The 26,520-nt window shown below is 48.1% G+C and carries 25 protein-coding genes; 14 read left to right on the top strand and 11 right to left on the bottom strand.

The features are described 5' to 3' along the window. Positions 1 to 202 precede the first annotated feature (202 nt). Both bmrC and bmrD read left to right on the top strand, forming a co-directional pair. Positions 203 to 1,960, top strand: coding sequence for a multidrug ABC transporter ATP-binding protein BmrC (gene bmrC, locus AC3WTF_RS15515; protein WP_047935540.1), 1,758 nt, complete (start codon positions 203 to 205; stop codon positions 1,958 to 1,960). Beyond that, positions 1,957 to 3,978: a multidrug resistance ABC transporter ATP-binding protein/permease BmrD gene (gene bmrD / locus AC3WTF_RS15510; RefSeq protein ID WP_492314302.1), complete on the top strand. Its 2,022-nt coding sequence runs from the start codon at positions 1,957 to 1,959 to the stop codon at positions 3,976 to 3,978. Before bmrC ends, bmrD begins: the two co-directional genes overlap by 4 nt. Before the next feature lie 39 nt (positions 3,979 to 4,017). Here bmrD and AC3WTF_RS15505 read toward each other — a convergent pair whose 3' ends face one another. The 6 genes from AC3WTF_RS15505 to AC3WTF_RS15480 all read right to left on the bottom strand — a co-directional run bounded on the left by AC3WTF_RS15505 (position 4,018) and on the right by AC3WTF_RS15480 (position 8,062). Next, positions 4,018 to 4,638 carry an NAD(P)-dependent oxidoreductase gene (locus AC3WTF_RS15505; RefSeq protein WP_015417136.1) on the bottom strand — a complete coding sequence of 207 codons (621 nt, stop codon included), beginning with the start codon at positions 4,636 to 4,638 and terminating at the stop codon, positions 4,018 to 4,020. Positions 4,639 to 4,666: 28 nt separating this feature from the next. Further along, positions 4,667 to 4,792 (bottom strand): hypothetical protein, encoded by a 126-nt coding sequence (locus AC3WTF_RS15500; protein WP_007409245.1) that lies wholly within the window; start codon positions 4,790 to 4,792, stop codon positions 4,667 to 4,669. Between the two features lie 101 nt (positions 4,793 to 4,893). Next, the gene (locus tag AC3WTF_RS15495; RefSeq protein ID WP_007409244.1) at positions 4,894 to 5,100 is read right to left on the bottom strand and encodes an alpha/beta-type small acid-soluble spore protein; all 207 of its coding nucleotides are present in this window, start codon (positions 5,098 to 5,100) and stop codon (positions 4,894 to 4,896) included. Positions 5,101 to 5,324: 224 nt separating this feature from the next. Continuing rightward, positions 5,325 to 5,540, bottom strand: a complete 216-nt coding sequence (locus tag AC3WTF_RS15490) for a YheE family protein (protein ID WP_096335138.1) — start codon at positions 5,538 to 5,540, stop codon at positions 5,325 to 5,327. An 82-nt stretch (positions 5,541 to 5,622) separates the two neighbouring features. Beyond that, on the bottom strand, positions 5,623 to 6,981 hold the full coding sequence (locus AC3WTF_RS15485) for a YheC/YheD family endospore coat-associated protein (RefSeq protein WP_007409242.1): 1,359 nt from the start codon (positions 6,979 to 6,981) through the stop codon (positions 5,623 to 5,625). Next, positions 6,971 to 8,062, bottom strand: a complete 1,092-nt coding sequence (locus tag AC3WTF_RS15480; RefSeq protein WP_012117192.1) for a YheC/YheD family endospore coat-associated protein — start codon at positions 8,060 to 8,062, stop codon at positions 6,971 to 6,973. The genes AC3WTF_RS15485 and AC3WTF_RS15480 overlap by 11 nt, the downstream gene beginning before the upstream one ends. A 237-nt stretch (positions 8,063 to 8,299) precedes the next feature. Here AC3WTF_RS15480 and AC3WTF_RS15475 point away from each other — a divergent pair, with 237 nt between their 5' ends. Continuing rightward, the gene (locus AC3WTF_RS15475) at positions 8,300 to 9,433 is read left to right on the top strand and encodes a DUF445 domain-containing protein (RefSeq protein ID WP_025284496.1); all 1,134 of its coding nucleotides are present in this window, start codon (positions 8,300 to 8,302) and stop codon (positions 9,431 to 9,433) included. Positions 9,434 to 9,518: 85 nt separating this feature from the next. Then, positions 9,519 to 9,869 carry a YlbF/YmcA family competence regulator gene (locus AC3WTF_RS15470; protein ID WP_007409239.1) on the top strand — a complete coding sequence of 117 codons (351 nt, stop codon included), beginning with the start codon at positions 9,519 to 9,521 and terminating at the stop codon, positions 9,867 to 9,869. A gap of 39 nt (positions 9,870 to 9,908) precedes the next feature. Here AC3WTF_RS15470 and AC3WTF_RS15465 read toward each other — a convergent pair whose 3' ends face one another. Then, entirely contained in the window at positions 9,909 to 10,982 is a 1,074-nt protein-coding gene (locus AC3WTF_RS15465) for a DNA alkylation repair protein (protein ID WP_047936397.1), read from the bottom strand. 449 nt (positions 10,983 to 11,431) lie between these two features. On the opposite strand from AC3WTF_RS15465, the gene AC3WTF_RS15460 reads away from it, so the two are divergent. The 3 genes from AC3WTF_RS15460 (at position 11,432) to AC3WTF_RS15450 (ending at position 15,305) form a co-directional block, all read left to right on the top strand. After that, the gene (locus tag AC3WTF_RS15460) at positions 11,432 to 12,298 is read left to right on the top strand and encodes a Cof-type HAD-IIB family hydrolase (RefSeq protein WP_007409237.1); all 867 of its coding nucleotides are present in this window, start codon (positions 11,432 to 11,434) and stop codon (positions 12,296 to 12,298) included. 112 nt (positions 12,299 to 12,410) lie between these two features. Further along, a complete protein-coding gene (locus AC3WTF_RS15455) occupies positions 12,411 to 13,913 on the top strand; it encodes a coproporphyrinogen III oxidase (RefSeq protein WP_007409236.1) in 1,503 nt (500 codons plus the stop codon). A 102-nt stretch (positions 13,914 to 14,015) separates the two neighbouring features. Next, the gene (locus AC3WTF_RS15450; protein ID WP_047935543.1) at positions 14,016 to 15,305 is read left to right on the top strand and encodes a lysine N(6)-hydroxylase/L-ornithine N(5)-oxygenase family protein; all 1,290 of its coding nucleotides are present in this window, start codon (positions 14,016 to 14,018) and stop codon (positions 15,303 to 15,305) included. Between the two features lie 24 nt (positions 15,306 to 15,329). Here AC3WTF_RS15450 and AC3WTF_RS15445 read toward each other — a convergent pair whose 3' ends face one another. From AC3WTF_RS15445 to AC3WTF_RS15435, 3 genes are read right to left on the bottom strand one after another with little or no spacing between them, the layout of a single operon-like run. Next, positions 15,330 to 16,544 (bottom strand): cation:proton antiporter, encoded by a 1,215-nt coding sequence (locus AC3WTF_RS15445; RefSeq protein WP_003155266.1) that lies wholly within the window; start codon positions 16,542 to 16,544, stop codon positions 15,330 to 15,332. A gap of 7 nt (positions 16,545 to 16,551) precedes the next feature. Then, positions 16,552 to 17,049, bottom strand: coding sequence for a cation:proton antiporter regulatory subunit (locus tag AC3WTF_RS15440; protein WP_007409234.1), 498 nt, complete (start codon positions 17,047 to 17,049; stop codon positions 16,552 to 16,554). A gap of 27 nt (positions 17,050 to 17,076) precedes the next feature. Beyond that, the gene (locus AC3WTF_RS15435; RefSeq protein WP_007409233.1) at positions 17,077 to 17,430 is read right to left on the bottom strand and encodes a hypothetical protein; all 354 of its coding nucleotides are present in this window, start codon (positions 17,428 to 17,430) and stop codon (positions 17,077 to 17,079) included. Positions 17,431 to 17,613: 183 nt separating this feature from the next. Between AC3WTF_RS15435 and AC3WTF_RS15430 the strand changes: the two genes are divergently transcribed. Further along, positions 17,614 to 18,381, top strand: a complete 768-nt coding sequence (locus AC3WTF_RS15430; RefSeq protein ID WP_007409232.1) for an enoyl-CoA hydratase — start codon at positions 17,614 to 17,616, stop codon at positions 18,379 to 18,381. A 24-nt stretch (positions 18,382 to 18,405) separates the two neighbouring features. Here the strand turns inward: AC3WTF_RS15430 and AC3WTF_RS15425 are convergent, their stop codons facing one another. After that, on the bottom strand, positions 18,406 to 18,591 hold the full coding sequence (locus AC3WTF_RS15425; protein WP_003155259.1) for a YhzD family protein: 186 nt from the start codon (positions 18,589 to 18,591) through the stop codon (positions 18,406 to 18,408). Between the two features lie 105 nt (positions 18,592 to 18,696). Between AC3WTF_RS15425 and AC3WTF_RS15420 the strand changes: the two genes are divergently transcribed. From AC3WTF_RS15420 to AC3WTF_RS15395, 6 genes are all read left to right on the top strand, one after another. Then, positions 18,697 to 19,593 (top strand): ABC transporter ATP-binding protein, encoded by an 897-nt coding sequence (locus AC3WTF_RS15420; RefSeq protein ID WP_003155257.1) that lies wholly within the window; start codon positions 18,697 to 18,699, stop codon positions 19,591 to 19,593. Beyond that, positions 19,586 to 20,845, top strand: a complete 1,260-nt coding sequence (locus AC3WTF_RS15415; RefSeq protein WP_020955581.1) for an ABC transporter permease — start codon at positions 19,586 to 19,588, stop codon at positions 20,843 to 20,845. Before AC3WTF_RS15420 ends, AC3WTF_RS15415 begins: the two co-directional genes overlap by 8 nt. Before the next feature lie 110 nt (positions 20,846 to 20,955). Then, positions 20,956 to 22,179 (top strand): metallophosphoesterase family protein, encoded by a 1,224-nt coding sequence (locus tag AC3WTF_RS15410; protein WP_047935544.1) that lies wholly within the window; start codon positions 20,956 to 20,958, stop codon positions 22,177 to 22,179. Continuing rightward, positions 22,176 to 25,058 carry an ATP-binding protein gene (locus tag AC3WTF_RS15405; protein WP_492314301.1) on the top strand — a complete coding sequence of 961 codons (2,883 nt, stop codon included), beginning with the start codon at positions 22,176 to 22,178 and terminating at the stop codon, positions 25,056 to 25,058. The genes AC3WTF_RS15410 and AC3WTF_RS15405 overlap by 4 nt, the downstream gene beginning before the upstream one ends. A 73-nt stretch (positions 25,059 to 25,131) precedes the next feature. Continuing rightward, a complete protein-coding gene (gene yhaM / locus AC3WTF_RS15400) occupies positions 25,132 to 26,076 on the top strand; it encodes a 3'-5' exoribonuclease YhaM (RefSeq protein ID WP_003155251.1) in 945 nt (314 codons plus the stop codon). Positions 26,077 to 26,190: 114 nt separating this feature from the next. Continuing rightward, positions 26,191 to 26,418: a sporulation YhaL family protein gene (locus AC3WTF_RS15395; RefSeq protein ID WP_012117207.1), complete on the top strand. Its 228-nt coding sequence runs from the start codon at positions 26,191 to 26,193 to the stop codon at positions 26,416 to 26,418. The last annotated feature ends 102 nt before the right edge of the window (positions 26,419 to 26,520 follow it).

Below are 26,520 nucleotides of genomic sequence, written 5' to 3'. Positions count from 1 at the left end.
AAACGGGGCAGTCGCGCATAAACGGCGGGTCTGTACCTTATTTATAATAATAAGAGGCATGGAGCTGAGGCTTCATGTCTTTTTTTATACAAAAAAATGAAAGAAAGACAGGTGTGATGCATGTGGCGGTATTAGCGAAAACAATGAAAAACAATCCGGAAAAGCTTGAGGGCGGCTGATTGATGAAAGGGGATGACAGTATTTGTTTACTGTATTAAAAAAGCTCGCATGGTTTTTTAAAGCCTATTGGCTGCGCTATACGACAGCGATTGTTCTGTTATTGATTGTGAATGTCATTGAAATGTTTCCGCCTAAACTTCTCGGTAACGCGATAGACGATATGAAGGCGGGTGTGTTTACAAAAAGCGGGATGCTGTTTTACATATGTGTTTTTCTCGCATTAACGGCAGCCGTCTATTTACTGTCTTATTTTTGGATGTATCAGCTTTTCGGCGGGGCGAATGTCATGGAGAAGATTCTCCGTTCAAAGCTGATGGGAAGGCTTCTTCAAATGTCACCGCCGTTTTACGAGAAATACAGAACGGGCGATTTAATGGCGCGGGGGACAAATGACTTGCAGGCCGTCAGTATGACGACGGGCTTCGGGGTCTTAACACTCGTTGATTCGACGATGTATATGCTGACGATATTTTTGACAATGGGGCTTCTCATCAGCTGGAAGCTGACATTTGCCGCGATTATTCCGCTGCCGATAATGGCGGCTGCGGTCAGCCTGTACGGAAAAAAGATCCATGAGCGGTTTACGGAAGCGCAGGATGCTTTCGGATCATTAAATGACAAGGTGCTGGAGTCGGTATCCGGCGTCAGGGTCATCCGGGCTTTCGTACAGGAAAAAAATGATGTCAGCCGGTTCGGTGATATGACGGCGGATGTATATGAGAAAAACATGAAGGTGGCGTTTATCGATTCACTTTTTGAACCGACTGTGAAACTTCTCGTCGGCCTCAGCTATCTCATCGGTCTCGGCTACGGCGCTTATCTCGTTTTTCAAAACCGGCTGACGCTGGGAGAGCTGGTATCGTTTAACGTGTATCTCGGAATGATGATCTGGCCGATGTTTGCGATCGGAGAATTAATCAATATCATGCAGCGCGGGAATGCCTCCTTGGATCGTGTCAATGAGACGCTTTCCTATGAGCCTGACGTGACAGGACCCAAGCACCCCGCCGGCATCAAGGAGCCCGGGCGTCTTGTTTTTGAACAAGTGACTTTCACGTATCCGAGCGGAGCGGGACCGGCGGTTTCTGATGTATCTTTTTCCGTAGAAAAAGGGCAGACACTCGGCATCGTCGGGAAGACGGGAAGCGGAAAGACGACGATCATTAAGCAGCTGTTGCGTGAATATCCGCCCGGCGCGGGAGCAATCACGTTTACAGGCGTTCCGATTCAGGAGATTCCGCTTGAGGAGCTCCGCGGGTGGATCGGCTATGTGCCGCAGGATCATATTTTATTTTCAAAGACTGTAAAAGAGAATCTGCTTTACGGACGGCAGGATGCAAACGAAGAGGAAATCGGCAGCGCGCTGAAAGATGCGCATTTTGAAAACGATATCGGCATGCTTTCCGACGGGCTTGAGACGCTTGTCGGCGAGAAGGGCGTAGCGCTCTCTGGCGGACAAAAGCAGCGCATCTCAATTGCGAGAGCGCTTTTGACCGATCCTGACATTCTCATATTAGATGATTCGCTTTCTGCCGTAGACGCGAAAACGGAAGCCGCCATCATTGACAGCATCCGTAAAAAACGGCGGCATAAAACAACGATTATCACCACCCATCGGCTCTCGGCAGTTGAACACGCAGATCTCATTCTCGTCATGGATGAAGGCCGGGTGTCTGAAAGAGGCACGCACCGGGAGCTGTTGGCGCAGAACGGCTGGTATCGAAAACAATATGAGAGGCAGCGGCTGTCCTCTCTTGAAGAAGGGGGGACGGGCGCATGAAGACCGGGAGAAGATTATGGAATTACGCGCTTCAATATAAGAAGCTGCTGATATGGGCGGTCGTCCTGCTCATTATTGCGGTCGGCACTGAGCTGACCGGCCCGTTTATCGGAAAAAAAATGATTGACGACCACATTCTCGGCATTGAAAAAACATGGGTTAAAGCCTCTGCGGACGATCCGGGCGCCGTCAGGTTCCGGGGGCATGATTATGTCAGGGAGGACCGGCTCAAACCGGGGGCGGACAAAACCGGAGAGGCGCACATTTATCAAGTCGGTGCGGGCTACTATTTTGTTGACCGTCCCGTCAGTTTTGACGGAAACCGTTCGGTGTCTGACGGCCGGCTGACAATATCAAACGGTAAAGAAAGCAGGTCATATCCCGCCATTACGTTATCAAGACAGGAGATTTTTCAATTTTACCGTCCCGAAATAAAAGGATTGCTGACGCTGACCGCCATTTACGCGGGACTGCTCATGTTTTCCGTATGTTTTCATTACGGCCAGCATTATCTGCTGCAGATGGGAGCGAACCGGATCATACAGCGCATGAGGCAGGATGTATTTTCACACATTCAGAAAATGCCGATCCGCTACTTTGATAATCTGCCTGCCGGAAAAGTCGTGGCCTGCATTACGAATGACACAGAAGCGGTCAGGGATTTATATGTAACGGTGCTGTCGACATTTATCACAAGCGGCGTTTATATGCTCGGCATTTTTACGGCGCTGTTTATGCTTGACGTCAGGCTGGCCGCCGTTTGCCTGCTGATTATTCCGATATTAATGATCTGGTCGGTTGTGTACCGCAAATACGCATCCGTCTTCAACCAAAAAATCCGTTCCATTAACAGTAACATCAATGCGAAAATGAACGAATCCATTCAAGGAATGCCGATTATTCAGGCGTTCCGCCGCGAAAAGGAAACGATGAAGGAATTTGAAGAATTGAATGAAGCTCATTTTCGCTATAAGAACAAAATGCTGTCCTTAAATTCCCTCATGTCCCACAGTCTTGTCAATGTGTTGCGCAATCTGGCGTTTGTCGGGCTGATATGGTATTTCGGAGGCGCGAGTCTGAGTGTGGCCGGAATTGTTTCGATCGGCGTTTTATACGCGTTTGTTGATTATTTAAACCGTTTGTTCCAGCCGGTTACGGGGATTGTCAACCAATTTTCGAAGCTTGAATTGGCCCGTGTCTCTGCCGCCAGGGTATTCGAGCTTTTACAGGAGGAGGAAACGGAAGAAGAAGGCGCTCCCGCAGACAGAAAGGCGGAAGGGACAGTGGAATTCCGCGATGTTTCTTTTGGATATCGAAAGGGGGAAGAGGTGCTGAAACACATCAGCTTTACAGCTGAAAAAGGGGAGACGGTCGCCCTCGTCGGCCATACGGGGTCCGGCAAAAGCTCCATCCTGAATCTTCTGTTCCGTTTTTATGATGCCCAAAAAGGAGATATCCTGCTGGACGATAAAAGCATATACGGCATGTCAAGGCAGGAGCTGAGGTCGCATATGGGCATTGTGCTGCAAGACCCGTATCTTTTCTCGGGCACGATCGGCTCCAATGTGACACTCGATGATCAGCGTATTTCTTTGGAGCAGGCGGAAGAAGCGCTTCGCCAAGTCGGCGCCGCAAGTCTTCTGCAATCCCTGCCGAAGGGCATCAGAGAGCCCGTTACCGAAAAAGGCGGCACACTGTCCTCAGGCCAGCGTCAGCTGATTTCTTTTGCAAGAGCGCTTGTGTTCGATCCGGCCATTTTAATTTTGGATGAGGCGACGGCGCACATTGACACCGAAACAGAAGCAGTCATTCAAAAAGCGCTGCAAGTCGTTCAAGAAGGGCGCACGACATTTATTATCGCCCATCGGCTTTCCACGATCAGACACGCAGACCAGATTCTCGTGCTGGAAAAAGGCCGCATTATTGAAAAGGGAAGCCATGACGAATTAATGGCGCAAAAGGGGCAGTACCACCAAATGTATGAATTGCAGAAAGGAACGGCGAAGTCCGCGGTGTAATCGGAAAGGGTGAATCTAAAGATTCGCCCTTTTTTTCATTCAGTAAGCCAGTCCCACCCGTTTTCTGACAAACTGCGGGCTGATCAGCTCACGGTACAGAAAGTGCGCCGTGTCTCCGACGGTGATTTCAGCGCCGTCTTCAGGAAGGCGATCCTGTTCGAACCGGTAAACTCCGGCAGCATCTCCGTCAGGAAGGTAGGTGGGACAGATGATCGTCCAGTCAAGATCCTCTGCCAGCAGCATTTCGTATACGCGGGCGTGTTCCTTTGCGGCTCTTGTTGATTTTCGTTTTGATTCTGCCGATTCAAAACGGTATTGATCAGGCATAAGCCGTGATTGAAGGATACCCGCCGTGCCGATCGTAATCAGACGCTGAACATGATGCCGTTTCATGCTGTCTATTATATGGGTCATAGCGGCTGAAAGGGTATCGTCACCGTCCGTGCCGAGACAGCTCACGACTGTGTCCGCTTTGGAAATCAATCGGCTTACATCTTCCCGCCGCCTCGCATTCCCTGTTATGATTTGTTTTTCAGGAATGGGAAGGACTGTTCCGGCTGATCTGACAAGAGCGAATATCTCCATGTGTCCATGTTTCTGCGCTTCTTTTATAAAAGCCTGTCCGACTCTTCCCGTTGCTCCGAGTAAAGCGATGTTCATGTAAAAAACCTCCTCGCCGCTCATTATATCATTCAAAGCAGCGGGGAAAAGAATACCTGTGAATAAACGGGAAATGGTGGGCAACATATTCATTGACCAAAGAGACACTTACGAACTGAATCAGCTCCCAATTGACTGAGGCAATGAATGACATGTTTTCCCTCCTTTTTTCCTAGGGTATGTGGAATAGGAAAAAAGGGTGACGGCATAAAAGAAGACGCGGTATCCCGCGCCTTCTGTAAGCCATTTATTGAGTTATTGTACGCCTTGGCCGCCCATGTTCTGCTGTGCGAAAGATACTAAACGTTTCGTGATTTCTCCTCCGACAGAACCGTTTGCGCGAGAAGTTGTTTCTCCGCCAAGGTTTACGCCGAACTCAGAAGCAATTTCGTATTTCATTTGGTCGATTGCTTGAGCAGCGCCGGGTACTACTAGGTTGTTTGAAGAGTTGTTGTTTGCCATTTGTATGATCTCCTTTATAAAGTAGTATGGTTGGGTTTGCTGGAATTGCACCAGCCGATGGTTTTCGGAATGAAAACCATTGCCAGCTCGGCTTCACCCAATGCTGTTTGCCGCTTTGTACTACGTATTATGGTGAATCAAACGGCATCTCATTCGGAAAACGGTGTGGTAAATAGCGGAAGGAAAAAGAAAAGCCCAGCCTGGTGCGGCTGAGCTTTTAGCTTTCAGTCATATATGTGATAAAGCATTAATTCATGCAGCTCTTTTACGAGAGCCGGCTCTTCTTTTCCCGGATGTGTGTGTCCCCATTCAATGTCTCCGGACTTGTGGTAAATCCCTTCGTAATGCGTACCCTGCCAGTAAAATGAAATCTGCCATCCGGGCAGTTTCTCTTTTTTAAATAACGGTTTCCAGCTGAAGTGCGAAATCATGGCGTTCACGCTCCTTATGGGAAATGTTGATCTTGTTCATTGTAGCTCATCGTTCAATGCCTGTCCCGGGTAAACCTAAAAAAAGACAGCCTCACCGCCAAAGTTTTTCCGGGGCGGTGATGGACCGTTCTGATAAATACGACGCGTATTCAAAATTTCTCCGTTTTGTCAGGTAATCGACCGATCTCAGCTTCGGATGGGAAAAAATGCTGCGCCCGGGGCGGGAATTGGCTTCAAACATCCAAACTTTCCCTGAATGATCGACGCCGAGGTCAAAACCGATTTCGCCGATAAAACCTTCAATGTGCTCATTTAACACGCGGCTGACCGCCAAGGCGGCTTTTGAAAGTTTCCGCATCATGCCGACTCTCTCGCGCGGATCGCCGTATAATTCAGCTAACGTCCTGACTTCTCCGCCGGTTGCGAGATGCGTCGTGATGCTGTTTTCACCGGAAATTTTTGCCGCAATGGCCGTCACTGTCCATTTCCCCTCGGCGTTTTTATTCGTGTGCACCCTGAAATCGACGGGGCGCCCATCCAGCCGGATCAGGTCAATGCCTTGCTGAATCAAAAATGCGGACGGGTCATTGTTTTCTTTAAATGATGTCATGAAGGATGCCGCATCTGAATACTCTGCCGTCACCACCGTTTTTTCCTCATTCGTGTGTTTGACAGATAAGCCGGCATCTGTTTTTTCCACCTTGTAAATCCCCGTTCCGAGTGCGCCGTCTGCAGGTTTGATATAGACGGTGCCAAACGTGCTGCATAATGTTTCTAACGCTTCCGCATTCGGGTGCAGGACAGATTTTGGCAGAAGTGAAGCGGTGAGACTGTTTTTTTCCAGAAGCTTATGAATGTCCCATTTATTAAAGAATTGCGGATTAAACCACGGAATCTGATAGTCATTCATCAGCCTTTGTTTTGTCTGCTGTAAAAGCGGAACTTCTTCCGTTTTTCGGCTCGGGAGCCTGTCATATACGACATTCGGAAGCGGGACGGCCGTCCGTTTCCAGCTGTTTTCTTTATAAATCAGCGCTTGGACGGTGCCTTCTTCCCAGTTGATCTGATGGGCCCCGAAAACGAAACAATATCCGTTCGCCTGTTCATGAAGAGAGAGCATCTTGGAAAAGAAGGCTGTACGGTCTCTTAACGGGCGGGACGGCGATGATGTGAACCCGGCTGTGAAAACGCCGATCAGCGGTCCGATGTGCACCGTCTGGCCGTGTATGAGAAAGTCAGCCCGGCTTTTATGCGGTATCAACAGCTCCTCAAACAAATCTTCAGAAAGGAGCGCGCTTTTTTCAAGTGATTGAGAAAAGGCTACACGGCATTTGACAACCTTGGTCCCGAAGGCAGCCGATAAAAGCCCTTCCCGTTTCATGGAGGAGGGGAGAAACAGCGTATTTTTGCTTTTTTTATCGATGCCGACAATCATCCCTTTATGATTCACGCGGTAATACTCCTTTCCGGCTTTCCTGTGACTGAAGTTCGCGGAAGCGTCTCAGCGGACTCGTATACAAATCCTCTTTCGCCTCCGGAGCCACGCTTAAAATAGCTTTCCGTCCCGGCTTTGAGTTGACATCCAAAAGCCAGATGCGTCCGTCTTTGGCATAACAAATATCGAGCCCCAGCTCAAACAGCGGCCCGAACCGTTCATCAAGGAAATAAGGGACGGATTGGGTGATCGAAAAGACATCATCCAATAAAACGGCCTGCTGCTTTCTCGGAATTTCCTCAAACCATGTGTCAAACTTAATCGGTTCGGATCCTCCGGGCAAATGAGATAAAAGACCGTTCTGATAACCCCTTCTGACCGCTTTTCCGACCGTTTCCCAAACGCCTGACTCAGTTTTGCGCATGAAAATGCGGATGTCGCACGGATGCCGCTCTTTATCCTGGATATTTAAGTAGGATTGAAGCAAATAGCGGTGCTGCAGCACTTTTTTGCACCAAGACTTAAAAGACACGTGATTGGAAAATGATTTTGTTTGTTTGTTTTTTCCGATATAGTAAGTGGCCGTAATTGATTTTTTGCCTGTTTCAAGCAGGATGATGCCTCTGCCTCCCGCGCCGAAAGCGGGCTTAAGTATACATGCTTTTTCCTTGGCTAAGTATGATTGCACCTGTTCATAGCGGCTGACTTCGGCCGTTTCGGGAATATAGGGACTGATCAGATGATGCTTTTGGAGCGCATCCGTGACCGTCCATTTATCAGGAAGCCCCCGGCCGATAAATTCCGTTTTCCGATATTTTTTCAGCCATTCGACGATCGGTTTGGCTTTTTGCGCTTCAGCGGATTTTCCGTAAAAACAGCGGTCGTAAATATATTCGGGAATATCGATTTCCGTTTCGTTCCACTTTCCGCTTTGCGGGTGATAGACGAGCGCTTTCACGCGCAAAGAATCCGGAAATATATCAAACGGTGTAAAGCGGGCTAAGCGCACATTATATTGAGGCGCTCTTTCAGCCAATTCCCCGGCGTAATCTTCTTCGTGCCGGCGGGATACAGACATAAAACCGAGTGTTGTCATATTATTACTCCCCCTTTATTCAAAAAGCCGCTGATGGAACGGCCCTTCCATCCAATAAATATGCTAAGCGCATCATAAAAGATGATCTACTGTAAAGAGTACGAAACAGCATCTTGCCTTATTCCTCACAAACAACAATTCAGGTTCTTCATTTGCCCGCATGCCCGCCAGCCTCTATAATACGAATAGATATATCATCAAGAAAATAGAACATAAGATGGAGGCAGAAGAAAAGGAATGGGCATAGCAGGAACGTTTCTATTTATGATTGTGATCGGAGCCGCGATCGGCGCGGTGACGAATCATCTTGCCATTCAGATGTTATTTCGTCCGTACCGGCCGTATTACCTGTTCGGAAAACGGGTTCCGTTTACGCCGGGGCTGATCCCGAAAAGGCGGGATGAATTGGCAAAACAAATGGGGCTCATGGTGACGAACCACCTTTTAACCCCGGAAGGAATAAAAAAGCGGCTTTTATCAGATACCGTTAAAAACCAGGCGCTTCTTTTCGCCGAACAATTCACGCAAAAAATGGCCGCTTCCGAGATGACGGTGCACGAAGCTTTGGCCGCCGCGGGCATCCGGAATCCGCAGGAAAAGACGGATGCCTGGATTGACCGTTTTACCGATGAAAAGCTTTCGGAACTGTACCGGAAATATGAGCACCGCGCCATAAAAGACTGGCTTCCTGATGAGCTTCAGGAAAAGCTGGATGAAAAAGTCCCGTTGGCCGCAGATTATATTCTGAAGCGGAGCATTGATTATTTTGAGAGCGAAGAAGGGAAAGACAGGCTCGGAAATATGATTGACGACTTTTTGAATTCCCGGGGGATGCTCGGCAGCATGGTGCAGATGTTCCTCGGCAATTCAAGCTTGGCAGACCGTGTGCTGCCTGAGCTGTTAAAGTTTTTGCGCAATGAGGAAACGAAAAAGCTTCTGGCTGATCTGCTTTCTCAAGAATGGGGCAAGCTCAAATCTTATACACTTTATGAGGCCGATGAAAAGTGGAATGCGAAAGATCTGCTGTTCAGCATGAAAAAGCGGGCTTTGGCCGCACTTCAAACCGCGCCCTTTTTCGAATGCCGGCTCGGTGACATCATTTCCCGTTATGAAGGGGAGATTACGGGAACGTACGCGCCGAAGCTGCTTGATGCGGCACTCGGCAGTATTGCCGCTCATTTGGAGGATGTGCTGAAACGGCTGCGTCTTGAGGAAGTGGTCAAAGAGCAGGTTGATCAGTTTCCCGTTGAACGGCTGGAGGAAATGGTGCTGTCGATTTCCAAGAGAGAATTTAAGATGATAACGTATTTAGGCGGTCTGCTCGGCGGGATAATCGGAGCAATTCAGGCTTTGTTTGTCATTCTTTTCTAAGGAAAACATACGCCGATGATGAAAGTCGCTCCGCAGTCTGTTATAGTGGAGTGGTATGTCCGAAAGGAAGAAAGGAGCGGTTACTATGGCAGTTCATTTTTATGATGCAGCATATGATCTTGAAAAAGCTTTGCGAAACAGTGATGAATACAGCCGTCTGAGAGGGCTTTATGATCAAGTAAACGCAGATGAATCCGCAAAACGCATGTTTGATAACTTCCGCAATGTACAGCTGCAGCTGCAGCAGAAACAGATGTCAGGTGAAGAAATCACTCAGGAAGAGGTAGAGCAGGCACAAAAAACGGTGGCTCTCGTACAGCAGCATGAATTGATTTCTCAGCTGATGGAAGCGGAACAGCGCATGAGCATGCTGATCGGCGAGTTAAACAAAATCATTATGAAACCTCTTGAAGAGCTTTACGGCAGCCCGCAATAAGCTCCACATCCCTCCATCTATGAAATGGAGGGGCTTTTTTTATTCAACAGAAAAATCAAGCGAACCTTTTACCGTTCCGTTAATGATGACAGACAGAGTGTGAATTCCCCGATAATGCTTGCGGGTGGTTAAATCTTTAAGGGAATGATGTTTGCTGAAGGCTTTTACGTCTCCGTTATCCATGGCGGACTCCGACATCTTAAACACCTTGCGGCTGCGGTGCCCCCTTTTCTTTACAAAATCAATCGCGTATTCAACCCTGACTTTTTGCCGGGCGGATGAGCGGATCTGAAAAGAAAAATGTATGCTTGTTCCGATGGCGGCCGTTTCCGAATTCAGTGTAAAACGTTCCAATGAAATCCGGGAGGCGTCTTCAAACCCGAAAACCGCGAGCGCCTGTTTGTCTCCTCTTTTTAACAGTGTCCTGCAGGCGTGCTTCAAAATCCAGTCCGTGTGCGGACAGCTTCCGAACCGCTCGGCTGCGATCTGTGCCAGAAGATCCGGATGTGTTTTGGAGATGTCATTCAGGTTATTCGCCACGCTTTTTCTGACATATAACGAGTCATCCTGCATCAAGCGGTCCAGAACAGGGAGAATCGGGGAAGGATCTTCAAGAAGAGCCGGAATGGAGATTCCCCATGGCAGGCGCGGTCTTGAGCCTTCGCTGGCAAGCCTTCTGACATGTTCGTCCGGATGCTCCGTCCAGGAAAGGAACTCTTTGAACATCCGCACCCGGTCAAGCCTGATATACGGGCGGACCGCAAATTCGGAAGTGGAAAAACGAGTGAAATACTGAAGCGCCTTCATTGATTCGTCCCAGTGATCCGTTCCGTACTGTTGGACATAATCGGGAAAAATAATCCCGGCGAGCCCTGAGAAGTGGGGAGCTGTCTCATATAAGACGTCAAGCGCCCGTATGTAATCCTTCGGCAGTGTTTCATATAAAGAGTCTGTGATCCGGCGCATTCGCTGTTTTAACGTCAGTCCGGGCCAATCTTCCTGAAACATCAGCGCCCGGCACTTGTCCCGCTCAAAAGCCGGATACGCCGATTTGATTCTGTTCAGAAGTGCTTCTGCAAATTCTTCGTTATAAATATCTTTTAATAGAGACATGACAGTCACCGCTTTTTTTCTTTTATTATATGGGAATGTATGTTCTCTTTCAACTTTATCATACATTCAGCATAGATATTTCCTCTGATTTTTTTAGTTAAAAAAACCCTTGTTTTTTAACAATATAATTGAGATAATAACTCTGAAAGCGCCTACACTTACAGATGATCTAAGGATACGGTCGCCTATACTGCCTGGTATGATAAGGGGTAGCAACAGAGAGTAAGTGAAACGAGCGCATCAACGGTCAAATAAGGGGTTCCTGATATATTTCGTAAATAGAAATACACATTGGGGAGAAGGCAGCAAATCGATCGTATCCCAACAAAACGACAGTTCAAAGTCTGCTTGAGGCAGGCTTTTTTGCTGCGGAGAAAAGGTTGTTCTAAACATAGAGACAGGGTCATATCCTAATGACAAGTACAGTCATCAAGGAGGGGGACTTCTCTGTGTCAAAACAAATGCTGGCGTTAAATATAGACGGAGCGCTTCTTCGCTCCAACGGCAAACTTCATCAGACGACAAAGGATGCCATCGAATACGTCAAGAAAAAAGGAATTTACGTCACACTGGTCACAAACCGCCATTTTCGCTCCGCTCAAAAAGTGGCGAAAATATTAAAGCTGAATGCGAAATTGATTACCCACAGCGGCGCATACATTTCTGAAAAAATAGATGAGCCGTTTTTTGAAAAGAAAATATCAGAAGATCACACGTTTAATATTGTTCAGGTGCTGGAAAGCTATCCATGCAATATCCGGCTTCTTCACGAAAAATATTCGATCGGAAACAAGAAGAAAGTGAACTCCAATCTGGTCGGGAAAACGATGATTCATCCGTCTGACCCGATTTTTTATCCGGTGCAGTTTGTCGAATCATTAAGTGACCTGCTCCTTGATGAGCCGGTTTCAGCGCCCGTCATTGAAGTGCATGCCGAAGATGGCCTGCAGGCTGATATAACGGATACGATAATGAAAGCATTCCCGGCCGTCGATGTGATCCGCGTCAACGGAGAAAAACTGAACATCGTGCCTAAAGGGGTTTCAAAAGAAAGCGGACTTTCGATGGTCGCCGCTGATCTCGGGCTTTCAATGGAAGAGGTTGTGGCTATCGGCCATCAGGAAGATGATCTGCCGATGATCGAGCTGGCCGGTCTCGGCGTTGCGATGGGGAATGCCTCAAATGAATTAAAAAGAAAAGCGGATTGGGTGACAAGGTCAAATGATGAACAGGGAGTCGCCTATATGATTAAGGAATATTTCCGCATGCAGCACCGCAAAGGCTTTCTCGATAAGTTCCATATGAAACGGCCGTAATCAAGAGCCGCAGACGCGAAACGCCGGTCTGCGGCTTTTTCGCGGATTGATTTTAGCCTGTTCTTTCTGTACACTAAAGAAAGTTTTGAATCTGAAAAATAAGGTGATCACATTGCAAATAAAAATAGACGGCATCACGGATGACAGGCTGCATCGTCCGCTGCAAAACATCGCGAATTTATTTTTTGAAGAGTGTGTTCTTGCGTACGGCGAAACGGAGGAACCCTCTGATCTCGTCATCTCACTTGCCATTTCTCAAGATGCAGACAGCGTGTCGGTATCCGGAGAAATCAAAGGAACCGGCGAAAAGGAACATCACACGAAACCGCTTCTTGCCGGATGGAGCGAAAAAGAAGTATTTAAACAGGTGAAAAACACGCTGTCATATGTCTACTTAAATCTTCTTCAATCGCATACGGGCATGACACAAAAATGGGGAATCTTAACCGGCATCAGGCCTACTAAACTTCTTCATAAAAAGCTGCAGAGCGGCCTGACAAAAGAAGAGGCGCATGCCGATCTGAAAAAAGATTATTTGATCCATGATGAAAAAATCAATCTGATGCAGGAGATTGTCGACCGCCAGCTCGCTGCGGTTCCCGATCTGTACCGCGTCAAAGATGAAGTCAGCATATATATCGGCATCCCGTTCTGCCCGACGAAATGCGCCTACTGCACGTTTCCGGCTTATGCCATTCAAGGACAGGCGGGAAGAGTCGGCTCCTTTTTATGGGGGCTTCACTATGAAATGCAGAAAATCGGAGAATGGCTGAAGCGGCATGATATCAAAGTGACGACCATTTATTTCGGCGGCGGCACGCCGACAAGCATTACCGCTGAGGAAATGGATCTTTTATATGAAGAAATGGTCCGCTCTTTCCCGGATGTCGCGAATATCAGGGAGATTACCGTTGAAGCGGGCCGACCCGACACGATTACGGAGGAAAAGCTGGCCGTTTTAAATAAGTATAAGATTGACAGAATCAGCATCAACCCGCAATCTTATGAAAACGAAACGCTTAAGGCCATCGGCAGACATCATACAGTTGAAGAAACCATCGAAAAATACCATCTTTCCCGCAAACACGGCATGAACAACATCAACATGGACCTGATCATCGGCCTGCCGGGAGAAGGGACGGCTGAGTTCAGGCACAGTCTTGAGGAAACGGAAAAGCTGATGCCTGAATCTTTGACCGTTCATACGCTTTCTTTTAAACGGGCGTCAGAAATGACGAGAAACAAGCATAAGTATAAAGTTGCCGACAGACAGGAAGTGTCCCGCATGATGGATGACGCCGTCCGCTGGACAAAAGAGCACGGCTATACGCCGTACTACTTGTACCGGCAGAAAAACATTCTCGGAAACCTTGAAAATGTCGGATACTCCTTCCCTGGTCAGGAAAGCATCTACAACATTATGATTATGGAAGAAGTGCAGACGATTATCGGTATCGGCTGCGGCGCGGCAAGCAAATTCATTCATCCGGAAACCGGAAAAATCACGCACTTCGCCAATCCGAAAGATCCGAAATCATATAATGACCGATTCGAGCATTATACAGAAGAGAAAATCAAATACTTAGATGAGATGTTCGTCAAATCTGCATTATAATATCAAAAACGGCACGGAATCAGCGTGCCGTTTTTTTTATGTTTAACCGTCTTTAAAAACGGGAAAAGACTATCAGACTGTTATTCGCAAGAGGTGCATAATATGTATGATGTCATAGGAGCGGGAATCGGGCCGTTTAATTTAGGGCTTGCCGCATTGTTAGAGGATATACCCGGAACAGACGCTCTTTTTTTCGATAAAAAGAAAGAATTTGCGTGGCATCCGGGCCTGTTAATTAAAGGAACGGATTTACAGGTGGCGTTTCTGGCGGACCTGGTCACGCTCGCCGATCCGAAAAGCCGCTACACGTTTTTAAACTTTCTCCATGAACATGACCGGCTGTACCGGTTTTATACGTTTAATGAATTTGATATTCCGAGACGGGAATTTAACGACTATTTGAGCTGGACGGCTTCAGAAATCAAATCATGCCGTTTCGGCTCAGAGGTAATCGGCGTGAAAAATGCCGGCGGACATTATGACGTCAGCGTCAAGAACATTGAGGACGGAAGCATCAGTGTCTATCAAACGAAGCATTTCGTCATGGGGACGGGGTCTGAACCGCTTATTCCCGCAGAGATTGCTGCCGAAGCGCGTCAGGACACGATGGTCAGCACGGAATATTTGTTTCGGAAAGACGAGCTCGCCGGCGCCGAATCAATTACAGTGGTCGGCTCCGGACAGAGCGCCGCGGAGATCTTTTCTGACTTATTGCACGATGAAAAATACCGCCGCAGCCGGCTGCAATGGGTGACACGCTCCGCCGGATTCCGAGAATTAGAAACCGCCAAGCTCGGGCAGGAAATGTTTACACCTGATTATGTGGAATATTTTAACCGCCTGCCTTTTAAAGAACGGCTGAACACACTTCCTGAGCTGGACGGACTGCGCCACGGCATTGATTCTGACACACTTGCCGCCATTTACGATGCCCTGTATCACAGATCGATCAGCGGAGGTTCGCCTGACGTGTATATTCAGCCGATGGCGGAGCTTGAAAAAATTGAAAAGCAAAACGGGCGCTGCGTACTGAGCTTTCATCAATGGCAGATGGATGAAACCTTTACGGCCGATTCAGAAAAAGTGATATTGGCGACCGGTTTTAAACCTCATATTCCGGAATGGTTTACGGCAATTGCCCCCGATATCGAATGGGAGGATGAGAAACGGTTTAAAGTGACGGCCGATTCCCGTCTTGTCTTTAAGGACGACAGGCGGCATCATTTTTTCACATTAACGAATCTTGATCATGCTCACGGAACGGGCGCTACGAATTTGAAGCTGTCTGTTTACAGAAATCAAAAAATCATCAATACCATTCTGGGAAAAGAGCATTTCTCCATTAATAAAAAAACGGCTTTTCAGCAATTTCTTCCCGCTCAAAAAAACTGACCCCTTATGAAGAGGTCAGTTTTTTTATGATTTCTGCGGCTTCTTTTCAGGCGTCTTCCATTTGAACACGCTGTTCAACAGGAGATATATCCGCTTCGATTCTTTCGTGAGCAAAGGGCCGAAGATGGCCAGTATCAAAACATATAAGGCGGCGAAAGGTTTAAGTGAAGCGGACAGGCCGCCGGCGATGCCGAGATTTGCGACGATAATGGAGAATTCGCCGCGTGACACAATGGTCAGCCCGATATTAGACGATGCTTTATGAGAAAGCCCCGCCCGGCGCCCGGCGATCATGCCGGCGATAAAGTTTCCGGCAATCGTCAGCAGAACGGCGCCAAGGGCAAGCCATACCGCATCTCCGAGTGAAAACGGATCAATGCTGAGACCGAAGCTGAAGAAAAACATGGCCCCGAAAAAGTCACGGAACGGCACGACAAGATGCTCAATCCTGTCAGAATGGGCCGTCTCCGAAAACACGAGTCCGAGCAATAGCGCGCCGATCGCTTCAGCGACATGAATCGTTTCGGAAAAGCCGGCAATGAAAAAGAGCGCGGCGAAAATGACGATGACAAATACCTCGTTTGAACGGATATCAAGCAGCTTGTTCAGCAGAGGCGGCAATTTTCGGGCGGCAATGAAAAACAGCAGCATATATCCGAAAGCGATCACGATTGACATCAGCGCGCCTCCGACAGACGTCGCGTCTCCCAGAACAAGCCCGGAAACGACCGATAAGTAAACCGCCAGAAAGATATCCTCAAACATAATGATGCCGAGAATCAGCTCCGTTTCCGGATTGGCCGTGCGCTTTAAGTCGACAAGCACCTTTGCGACAATGGCGCTTGATGATATCGTGATGACGCCCGCCAATACAAGCACTTCCAAAAAGGAAAAGCCCGTGATAAAGCCGTAGATCAGCCCTAAACTGAAATTAATCAGAATATAAATCGTTCCGCCGGCGGCGATTGAACGTCCGGATTTGACTAATTTTCCGACCGAGAATTCAAGCCCGAGGTAAAAGAGGAGGAACAGGACGCCCATCCGTCCAAAAAATTCAATCACTTCCCGGCTTTCGATAAACGTCAGGTCAATGATGCCCGCTTGGGGCGCGTGCGGCCCGACAAGCATTCCTAAAATGATCAGGAAGGGGATGATCGAGAATTTAATTTTATTGGCGATGACACTCGCAATGGCTACAAGAACTAACGCCGTACCGACTTCAAATACGAGATGGTCCATAAACAGATCACACTCCGTCTCTGGAGAGGAAGTCTTGGATCAGCTTTTTCAGATGCTTTCTTTCACCTGAGAGGACGAGTGTATCGTTTGCTTCAAGGAGCGAATCAGCGCCCGGGTTTAAAAGCTTTTTCCGGTTATGCTTAATGATGGCGATGACCGTCACGTCATAGTTCTGCCGCACATCCAGTTCGCCGAGCGTCCGCCCTGCCGCTTTTGCCCCTTTTTCAACTTTAAACCATTCGATAATCAGATCGTTGAACGCCATTTCAATCGATTCAAGCGCCTGCGGTTTATACACCATACCGCCGATAATCGCGGCAATCTGTCTTGCTTCCGCATCATCAAGTGAAATGCTTGCCAGAAGCTCATCAGGGTCGCGGTCATCAAATCTGTAAATTTCCCGCCTGCCGTCATCATGAATGATGATCGTCATTTTTTCATGATTTCTCGTTTCGATTTCGAATTTTTTCCCGATACCGGGCAGATCGTTTTCTTTAATATTCATAAAAAATCCCTCCGGAATATACTGTTTTTACATCGTAAATACAGATTGGCAATGAGAAATGGTCTGATGCCGGAGGTAATTTGACTGGTATTGTATCGGAATGGCGCATGTCCTTTCCATTGTGGAATCAATGAATTGATCAAGAGGTTTGACAGATAACAGGGAGATCATCCGGGATAACGCACCGTATCCTTTTGACAGGCCTTGCGGAGCGGTTTTGGTTTGAACCGGCGTCTTTGCCGATTCCGTTTCCTGCGGGTAAACCGAAATTTGTACATGGCTGTCTGTTTCTGTCACCAATTGGGAAGGAAGAGCGACATCCGAAGGGGGGAACAGCACCATAAAAAAGCTCAGTAACAAGCTGAGTATCACATATTTCATTATCGGCGTTTTTCCCCCTTTTGTTTTGTATATCAATTTCACTATATAAAAATGTATGTTCAGTTTCAAATGATATGCATTTTTCGGTATCTATTGACCTTGAAAAATAAAGGAGTTTCGCTTCGGCGGAAGGAATATATCATTTGAACAAAATATGTAAGCGGATACAAGGAGGGTGTAAACATGCAGTATATTCGTTATGAAGAAAAGGGAAAGATCGCAGAGATTGTGCTGAACCGGCCTGACAGTTACAACGCGCTGAATGAACAAATGCTCCGGGAATTGGAAAATGCATGCGTGATGGCCGCCGACAGCGAAGCGCTTATCGTCCTCTTGCGGGGGGAAGGCCGGGGATTTTCTGCGGGCGGTGATATCCAGATGATGACGTCTGATCATGATTCAGGAGAATATGAACGGCTCATGAAAATGATCGAATCCATTACGCTGACGCTCTATGATATGAAAAAAATTGTGATAGCCGCCATCCACGGAGCCGCGGCGGGGCTCGGGCTGAGTTTCGCGCTGTGCGCCGATGTGGTGCTCGCTGAAGAAAACGCCCGCCTCGCGATGAATTTCATCGGCATCGGATTGGTTCCCGATGGAGGAGGCCATTATTTATTAATGAGACGCGTCGGTGAGATCGAAGCGAAAAAACTGATTTGGAGCGGTGAAAAATTGCCGGCTGAAAAAGCGGTGCGGCTCAAGCTTGCCGACGGGCTGTTCAGCGGCGGCCCTGCGGAGGGGGCGCAACCGTATATCGACCGATTGCTGCATGCGCCGCTGTCAGCGATGATTGAAACGAAGGCTATTTATCAGAGCCTCCATATCAGCCGGTTAAAAGACGTTTTGTCTCTTGAACGAAAGGCCCAGGAAAATATGAGAAAAACGGATGATCATAAAGAGGGCATCCGCGCCTTTTTAGAAAAACGGACGCCGCAATTTAACCGGTAACATACAGAAGCCGGAAAGCTTCTGTTATCTGTGGAATAAAATCAGCTTTCCGGCTTCATTTACCAAGCGGTGAGTACTGTTCTCAAGCTTTTTTTCCTTTAACAAAGCCTCTCCGGCGGCCTTCGCCTCCGCCTCATTATCCGCTTCGATCCGTTCATCCAGCAGCGTTTCTCCCGACGCATGGAATGCGGTCAATACATATTGTCCCATCATGTCACCCCCTTTATAGAATGATATTCTGATAAAGAATTTAAAATCCTCCATTAATTTTTACCCATTATTAGTATATAATGGGTCAAGGAAGGAGTTGGATTCGTGCTTACAATTGAAAACGTAACGAAAACATTCGGCAGCTTTACCGCTGTTGACAATTTGAACCTGCAAATACCTGAAAGGGAAATGTTCGGGCTGCTCGGCGCAAACGGCGCGGGAAAAACGACGACCTTTCGGATGATTTTAGGTCTTTTAAGCCTGACTGACGGGCATATCACCTGGAAAGGGAAGCCGGTCAATTATTCCATCAGTGAAAAAATCGGCTATCTCCCGGAAGAGCGGGGGCTGTATCCGAAAGTGAAGGTGAGTGACCAGCTTGTCTATCTGGCGAGATTAAAAGGAATGAGCAAAAAAGAGGCGGAAAAAGAGCTCATGACATGGCTCGAGCGGTTCGGCATTACAGATTACAAGAATAAGAAAGTAGAAGAGCTGTCAAAAGGAAACCAGCAGAAAATCCAGTTCATTTCGGCCGTCCTGCATAAGCCTGAACTGCTGATTCTCGATGAACCTTTCAGCGGTCTTGATCCGGTGAATGTCGAGCTGCTGAAAGAAGCGGTCATTTCTTTGAAAAACAGCGGCGTTTCCATCGTTTTTTCAAGCCACCGAATGGAGCATGTGGAAGAGCTTTGTGAGAATTTGTGCATTCTCCAGAAGGGAAAACCCGTCGTTCAAGGCAATCTGAAAGACATTAAGCGGTCTTTCGGCAAAAAAAATGTCACCGTTCATTCAGATGATGACCTCAGCTTTTTAAAAACGCATGAAGGCGTCGTGAAATGGAAGGAAACAAATGACGGAATCAGACTGCAGGTCGCGAATGAACCGGTTTCTCAGGATATTTTCCGGGCGCTGCAAGGGAAAGGTTTTATACGGAAGTTCGAATTGGAAGAGCCGTCACTGCATGATATTTTTATAGAAAAGGTGGGGGCCGTATATGAATAAATTTTGGATTATGCTGTTTCATACATATAAAAACAAAATCGCGACAAAGTCATTCATTATTTCGACCGCCATTACCGTTTTATTAGTATTAGCGGTGACCAACCTGCAATCGATTATATCCGTGTTTCAATCGGATGACGGCAAGCAGCAAATCGCGGTGATTGATGAAACGGGCGGGCTGTACCCGGCGTTTGCAAAACAGCTTAAAGCGGCGGATACAGACAATGATCTGCAGGCAATGGAGACGAAGGAGTCCGAAAAAGATGCCGTAAAGCGTGTCAAAGACGGTGAATGGGACGGACTGTTTATCATCAGACAAGATCAAAAAGGAACGATAACAGGAGCATACAAGGCGCTGACCATTTCCGATGAATCAGCGTATAAACTGCTCAAGCAGGCTTTAACCCAGACAAAAACCGCTGTTGAAACCGCCAAGCTCGGCATTTCGGCAGAAAAAGTCAGCAGCCTCTACACTCCGCCGGAAGTCAGCAAAGACGCGCTGGAAAAAGGGGCGAAATCCGAGGAAGAGCTCGGTCAGGTAATGGGGCTTGTATACATCATGCTGTTTGTCATCTACTTCTCAGTTATCATGTACGCAAGCATGATTGCGATGGAAGTGGCGACGGAAAAATCGTCCCGCGTCATGGAAATTTTAATTTCAAGCATGCCGCCGATTCAGCAGATGTTTGCCAAACTGTTCGGTATCGCGCTCGTGGGGATCACACAGTTTGCGGTGCTGATTGCGGCTGGTTATCTCTCACTGAAGCTGAACCCTCAAAATGATGCGTCGTCGCCGATCAGTGCATTTCTCAATTTTACGGATGTTCCCGTCTCGACGATAGTCTATGCTGTCATTTTCTATTTGCTCGGCTATTTTCTTTACGCGACGCTTGCCGCGTTTCTCGGCAGTGTTGTCAGCCGGATAGAGGACGTACAGCAGACGATTCAGCCGATGGTTTTTTTAGTCGTGGCAGGTTTTATGATCGCCATGTTCGGCATCGGCAATCCTGACGCCGGTTTTATTACCGTTACATCTTACATTCCGTTTTTCACGCCGATGATTATGTTTTTACGCGTCGGGATGCTCGATATCCCGTTTTGGCAGGCTGCGGCCGGAATCACCCTGACACTGGTCACTATCGTGATCTTTGCAGCGGTCGGCGCGAAAATTTACAAAGGCGGCGTTTTGATTTACGGAAACGCCAGCGGATTCAAAGCGATCAAACAAGCGCTGCGCATCTCCAAAAAATAAGTGAAACAGCCCGGAACAGCCGGGCTGTTTTTTTATTTTACAGAACGTGCATTCGTATAAAAACGGTGCTAAAATAAGGGTAATTCAATTTGCAGAAAGGGGAGGGCGAGATGGCTGATCTGACGTTTATTCATGCCGCTGACCTGCATCTGGACAGCCCGTTTTACGGCATTTCGAATCTGCCTGAACCGGTATATGCGCGTATTAAAGAAAGCACATTTCACAGCGTCCGCCGACTGACGGACGGGGCACTCCGGGAGCAGGCAGATTTCGTGCTGCTTTCGGGGGATCTGTTTGACGAAGCCAACAGAAGTTTAAAAGCCCAGCTGTTTTTGAGAAAACAGTTTGCGAGATTACAGGAAGCGGATATCCAAGTGTTCGTCATATTCGGCAACCATGATCATTTGGGCGGTAAGTGGACGCCGATTGAATGGCCTGAAAATGTACATACATTCTCCTCAGATACACCGGAGGAAAAATCTTTCTTTAAAAACGGAGAGCTTGCGGCAAGCATATACGGATGCAGCTATCAGGAAAGAAGCGTAACGGTCAATCAGGCGGCCCGTTACCGGAAAATGACCGGTGCGCCTTATCATATCGGCATGCTCCACGGCATGTTATCAGGAGCGGAAGGGCATGACCCGTACTGCCCGTTTACGAAAGAAGACCTTGAAAAAAGCGGCATGGATTACTGGGCGCTCGGACACATTCATAAACGGCAGGTTCTGTCCGCCCAGCATCCCGCCGCCATTTACCCCGGGAATATTCAAGCCCGGCATTTAAAAGAAACCGGGCCTAAGGGATATTATCTCGTCCGGGCGGCAAACGGTGAGATGTCTTGGGAATTCAAAGAAGCGCATGATGTGTTATGGGAGGAAATTGATCTTGATATCTCCGGAGCTGAACATATGACTTCACTTCTGAAAGCCGCATCAGATACATTCTCCGGCTTGCGCGCGGCGGGCCGCCCGGCATGTGTCAGGCTGGTGCTTCGCGGCGCAGCGCCCCGCTTTTGGACGGAGGCGCCCGCAGGCATCGCGGAGGAGCTTCTTTCCGCTTTACAGGAGGAAGAGGCCGAAGAGGAATGTTTCGTCTGGCCGCTTGCGCTTGAGGATCGGACGGATGAAACAGAAACCGTGCCGCTCGATCCGTTTTTTAAAGGGCTCCTTCAGGACATAGAACAATGCGCGGATATGAGCGGTGTATTTGAAGCCCTTGAGCGTCATCCCGTATACCGGCGTCAGATGGCTTCATTTACAGATGAAGAGATACTGGATATTAAGCGGCAGGCTCAAGCCGTTTTAAGACGCCAGATGAAGGAGCTTCAGCGATGAAAATAACGGCGATGCATATTTACCAATACGGAAAATTTTCCGACCGAAGTTTTCAGCTGTCAGATTCTCCCGTGCAAGTGATCTACGGGTTAAATGAAGCGGGCAAAACGACATTGATGTCCTTTATCAAAAGCGTGCTGTTCGGTTTTCCGAAATCAAAAAAATACGAACCGAAAAACGGCGGTGTTTACGGCGGTACTGTGGAATTGAAGCATGGCGATCACGGCGCTGTCAAAATCGAACGGACAAAAGGCGCTGCCGAAAAAGTCAGAGTGTATACGGCTTCAGGCGAAATCAAGGACGGAGAATGGCTCAAACAGCTTCTCTCCGATACAGACCGGGCGCTGTACGAAGCGATCTATTCGTTCGATGTATTCGGACTGCAGGAGATTCAAGCTTTTAACCGGGACAAAATCGGCGAGTTTCTCCTGTATTCGAGCTTATTCGGGTCGGAAGCGGCGGCAAAGCTTGACGGGCGGCTGGCAAAAGAACTTGACAGGATGTATAAGCCGAACGGGCGGAACCCCCGCTTAAATCAGGAGTTGGATACATTAAAGCGGCTCAGCGCCCAGCTGAAACAGGCGGAAGCTGCGGAAGCGGGCTATCACAGCCTTCTGGAAGAGAAAAAAAGCGCCGGCGGCCGTTTGCAGGATGCCGAAGCACGATTGAAAGACATAACTGAAGAAATCAAAACAGTAAAATCGGCGATAGAAGCAAAGCCGCTCGCAGACAAAAAAACAGCCTTGGAAAGCGAACTTTCTTCTTATCCGGAAGCATTGAAGCAATTCCCGAAGGACGGAATGCATCAGCTTGAAAAATACGAATCGCATCTCCATCCGAAAGCGGCCCGTCTTGAGGGGCTTCGGGCAAAAGCGGCTGAACTCAGGCGGCAGGCTGATCTGCTCGCTCCAAATGAGGACTTGCTGCAAAAAGAGCGGCAGCTGCAGGAGCTTTCCGGCGAGCAGCATATGTACGAATCGCGCGGCGAACAGCTTGCCGCCATCCAATCACAGATCCGGCAGACATCTGCCCGCGTTTCGTCAGGATTGCAGCAGCTCGGAAGACATGAGGAAGACGGCATTCTTTCACTGAACACCGATTATGAATATGAATGGCGGCTGCAGGAAGCCGTGCAGAGCGCCGGACAGGCAAGAGAAAGAAAGACACAGCTTGATGCGATTTTCGAACAAGCGCGGCTGGAGCTGGAAGAAGCCGAACGAAAACATGCCTTGACGGCGGAAAACATTTTGGACCCCGCTGTCAGGAAAGAAAAAGAAGCCGCTTTACAATCATATAAGCAAACGGCTGATACAGAAGGAAACGAATGGCAGGCACATGTTCAGCATCTGGAAAAACAGCGCGCCAAACAAAAAAAGCTCTTTCTCGGTGCGGGCATTCTGTTCATTGCGATTTTCGCTATGTTAAAGGAATGGCTGCCCGCCGCCCTTTTTACCGGTGCTCTGCTGCTGTATATGCTGTCCGGCATGCAAAAACCGCTGCCGTCAGAAAGAGGAGGGCCCGGACACAAGAAAAAGAAGCCGGCGATCTCTAAAGAAGCGGCTGATCTTCTGCAGGAAGAGCTTTGGCGTGACGGCCGGCACCGGCAGCAGCTGATTGCGGATCAAGCCGTGCTTGAACAGAAAGAAGCGGCATATGAAAGAGTCATCCGCCAATATGAAGAATGGGAGGCCGAAATGGCGCCGTCTGAAAAACAGGCGGAACTTTTTATGAATGAACTGGGGTTTTCAGGAAGTCCTTCCCATCTTCTTGACGCATATCATGTGATGAAAGATGTCAAAAAAGAAATCCTTAACAAGCATGAGCTGACCATTGAAGCGGGCAGGCTGCAAAAGCTGCAAAGAGCATTTGAGGACCGGGTCAAAAAGCTGAGTCCTTCAGACGGAAGGGAGCTGTCCGTAAAAGAAAGACTGCACGTTTTGCTGGCGCAGGCGGAACGGACCCGTGAGGAAGCAAAACGAAAGCAGGCGCTCGAAATGGATCTGCTGCATGCACAAGAGCAAATGCGTGAATTAAACGAAGAAGTTCATTACTACGAACAGCAGGTCAAACAGCTTTTCATGGCGGCAGGCGCAAAAAACCGCGAACACTTTTGTGAACTCGCCAGGCTGACTGAAAGCCGCCGGGAAACAGAGCGGCAGTTGCGCGAAATCAAAACGCACTTGTCCGGCATAGGCGGAAAACAGCTGGAGCCGTACATGAGCCGCACAGTGTCCGAACTTGAACATACAGTCGTTCAGAAGGAAACAGAGAAAAAAACGCTTGAGGAAAAAAGCGCCCAGCTCCGTGAGCAAACCGCTTTATTAACGGTGAAGCAAGAGCAGCTGGAGTCCTCGGGGCTTGTATCCGATTTAAAACAGCAGACAGAAATGCAGAAGGAGCGCGTGAAAAAAACCGCTAAAGAGTGGGCCGCATTACAGACGGTCAGACACATTATAAGGGAAAAAATGGAGCGGCATAAAAAAGTGACGCTTCCCCGTCTGTTAGAAACCGCCGGTGCATTATACGGACCGCTTACGGACGGACGCTATCACAAATTGTATTTTTCCGAGGCTGATGATTCCATTATGGTCATGCGGAAAGACGGAACGGTGTTTTCTGCAGGCGAACTGTCACAGGCGGCATGCGAGCAGCTTTATGCGGCGATTCGTTTTGCCCTTGCGTCAGAGAGGGAATCTGCGGTATCACTGCCGTTTTTACTTGATGACAGTTTTGTCCATTTTGACAGGCAGCGGCTGCAGCGGCTGTTTGATGTGCTGAATCAGCTTTCAGAAGGCGGGCGGCAGATACTTTATTTCACCTGCCATGAGCATGTCAGCCGGTCTTTTCACAGCGGACAAGTCATGCGCCTCCTGTCATAAAAGAGTTTATTTTCAAAAAAGAGGTATGTGCTATACTGGTATTATGTAAGATATGGAGGGAGCTTTTAATAGAATGGCAAAAGGTATTATGCTGCACGAGGTCGGCGAGCAGGTCGATCAATACTTTCTGATTAAATCTTCGACTAAGGGAATCGCAAGCAACGGAAAACCATTCCTGACGTTAATGCTGCAGGACCAATCGGGAGATATCGAAGCGAAGCTGTGGGATGCCAAGCCGACTGATGAAGTAACGTACGCGGCGCAGACGATCGTGAAGGTGATCGGAGATGTCCATCACTATCGCGGACGAAACCAGCTTAAGCTGAGAAACATCCGGCCGGCCGGCGAGAACGAAAATGTCAGCATTGATGATTTTCTGGAAACGGCGCCGATTCCGAAAAACGAAATGATGGAAACCGTCACTCAATACATTTTTGAAATGAAAAATCCAAACATCCAGCGGATCACAAGACATCTGGTCAAAAAATATGCGGCTGAGTTTATGGATTACCCGGCGGCGGCTAAAAACCACCATGAGTTCGTTTCGGGGCTTGCGTATCATGTAGTGTCCATGCTGAACCTGGCAAAAGCGATAGCCGATCTGTATCCGTCTCTTGACCGGGATTTACTGTATGCCGGAGTCATTCTGCATGATCTCGGCAAAGTAAAAGAGCTTTCAGGCCCCGTCTCCACAACGTACACCGTGGAAGGGAATCTGCTCGGACACATTTCGATCATGGTGACAGAGCTTTCAAAAGCAGCCGAAGAGCTTCAGATTGACGCTGAAGAAGTGCTGATTCTGAAGCATTTGATTTTAAGCCATCACGGAAAAGCGGAATGGGGAAGCCCGAAACCGCCGATGGTGAAGGAAGCGGAAATTCTTCACTACATTGACAATCTGGATGCAAAAATGATCATGATGGACAGAGCGCTGGAACGGGTGAAGCCGGGCGAATACACAGAGCGTGTATTTGCGCTTGAAAACCGTTCTTTCTACAAACCGACTTTCCATCAATAAGATAAAAAGGCCGATTCTCTATGATCGGTCTTTTTTACGTTCAGCTCTCATAACTTGTCTTTATCAAGCATAGCTTAGAATAAAGACTCTGGGTAAAAAAGGGAGGAAACCGACGTGCTATTTTTTCCTTGGTGGGTATACCTTTGCATTATCGGAATTATTTTCAGCGCTTATAAGCTTTTCACAACAGCTAAAGAAGAGGAAAAGCTTGACCAGTCGTTTATTGAAAAAGAAGGAAGGGTGTATATTGAACGGATGGAACAGGAACGCGAGCGCCGTATGGCGGCGCCCGCAAGTGAAAACGGGGATGCGGAAGAAAACTCCAATCATTCCATCGCATAAAAAAACTGTGCGGCTCGCCGAGAGCCGGGACTGACCCCATAAGATGAGACAAATAAAAACACCTTCAAGTTTGAATACGGATGATTGTTATCCGAAATTAGA

It is taken from the genome of Bacillus sp. EB106-06-01-XG163 (assembly GCF_058791615.1).
The sequence above is the reverse complement of the archived record's forward strand: the minus strand, read 5'-3'. Positions and strand labels throughout refer to the sequence as shown.

Bases quoted from the DNA above. Each gene is read 5' to 3' on its own strand.
- AC3WTF_RS15470 (WP_007409239.1), top strand. From the start codon at position 9,519: ATGGCAGTTCATTTTTATGATGCAGCATATGATCTTGAAAAAGCTTTG.
- AC3WTF_RS15480 (WP_012117192.1), bottom strand. From the start codon at position 8,062: ATGACAACACTCGGTTTTATGTCTGTATCCCGCCGGCACGAAGAAGAT.
- AC3WTF_RS15450 (WP_047935543.1), top strand. From the start codon at position 14,016: ATGTATGATGTCATAGGAGCGGGAATCGGGCCGTTTAATTTAGGGCTT.
- AC3WTF_RS15445 (WP_003155266.1), bottom strand. From the start codon at position 16,544: ATGGACCATCTCGTATTTGAAGTCGGTACGGCGTTAGTTCTTGTAGCC.
- AC3WTF_RS15440 (WP_007409234.1), bottom strand. From the start codon at position 17,049: ATGAATATTAAAGAAAACGATCTGCCCGGTATCGGGAAAAAATTCGAA.
- AC3WTF_RS15415 (WP_020955581.1), top strand. From the start codon at position 19,586: ATGAATAAATTTTGGATTATGCTGTTTCATACATATAAAAACAAAATC.
- yhaM (WP_003155251.1), top strand. From the start codon at position 25,132: ATGGCAAAAGGTATTATGCTGCACGAGGTCGGCGAGCAGGTCGATCAA.
- AC3WTF_RS15495 (WP_007409244.1), bottom strand. From the start codon at position 5,100: ATGGCAAACAACAACTCTTCAAACAACCTAGTAGTACCCGGCGCTGCT.
- AC3WTF_RS15405 (WP_492314301.1), top strand. From the start codon at position 22,176: ATGAAAATAACGGCGATGCATATTTACCAATACGGAAAATTTTCCGAC.
- AC3WTF_RS15425 (WP_003155259.1), bottom strand. From the start codon at position 18,591: ATGGGACAATATGTATTGACCGCATTCCATGCGTCGGGAGAAACGCTG.
- AC3WTF_RS15475 (WP_025284496.1), top strand. From the start codon at position 8,300: ATGGGCATAGCAGGAACGTTTCTATTTATGATTGTGATCGGAGCCGCG.
- AC3WTF_RS15430 (WP_007409232.1), top strand. From the start codon at position 17,614: ATGCAGTATATTCGTTATGAAGAAAAGGGAAAGATCGCAGAGATTGTG.
- AC3WTF_RS15435 (WP_007409233.1), bottom strand. From the start codon at position 17,430: ATGAAATATGTGATACTCAGCTTGTTACTGAGCTTTTTTATGGTGCTG.
- AC3WTF_RS15465 (WP_047936397.1), bottom strand. From the start codon at position 10,982: ATGTCTCTATTAAAAGATATTTATAACGAAGAATTTGCAGAAGCACTT.
- bmrD (WP_492314302.1), top strand. From the start codon at position 1,957: ATGAAGACCGGGAGAAGATTATGGAATTACGCGCTTCAATATAAGAAG.
- AC3WTF_RS15410 (WP_047935544.1), top strand. From the start codon at position 20,956: ATGGCTGATCTGACGTTTATTCATGCCGCTGACCTGCATCTGGACAGC.
- AC3WTF_RS15505 (WP_015417136.1), bottom strand. From the start codon at position 4,638: ATGAACATCGCTTTACTCGGAGCAACGGGAAGAGTCGGACAGGCTTTT.
- AC3WTF_RS15500 (WP_007409245.1), bottom strand. From the start codon at position 4,792: ATGTCATTCATTGCCTCAGTCAATTGGGAGCTGATTCAGTTCGTAAGT.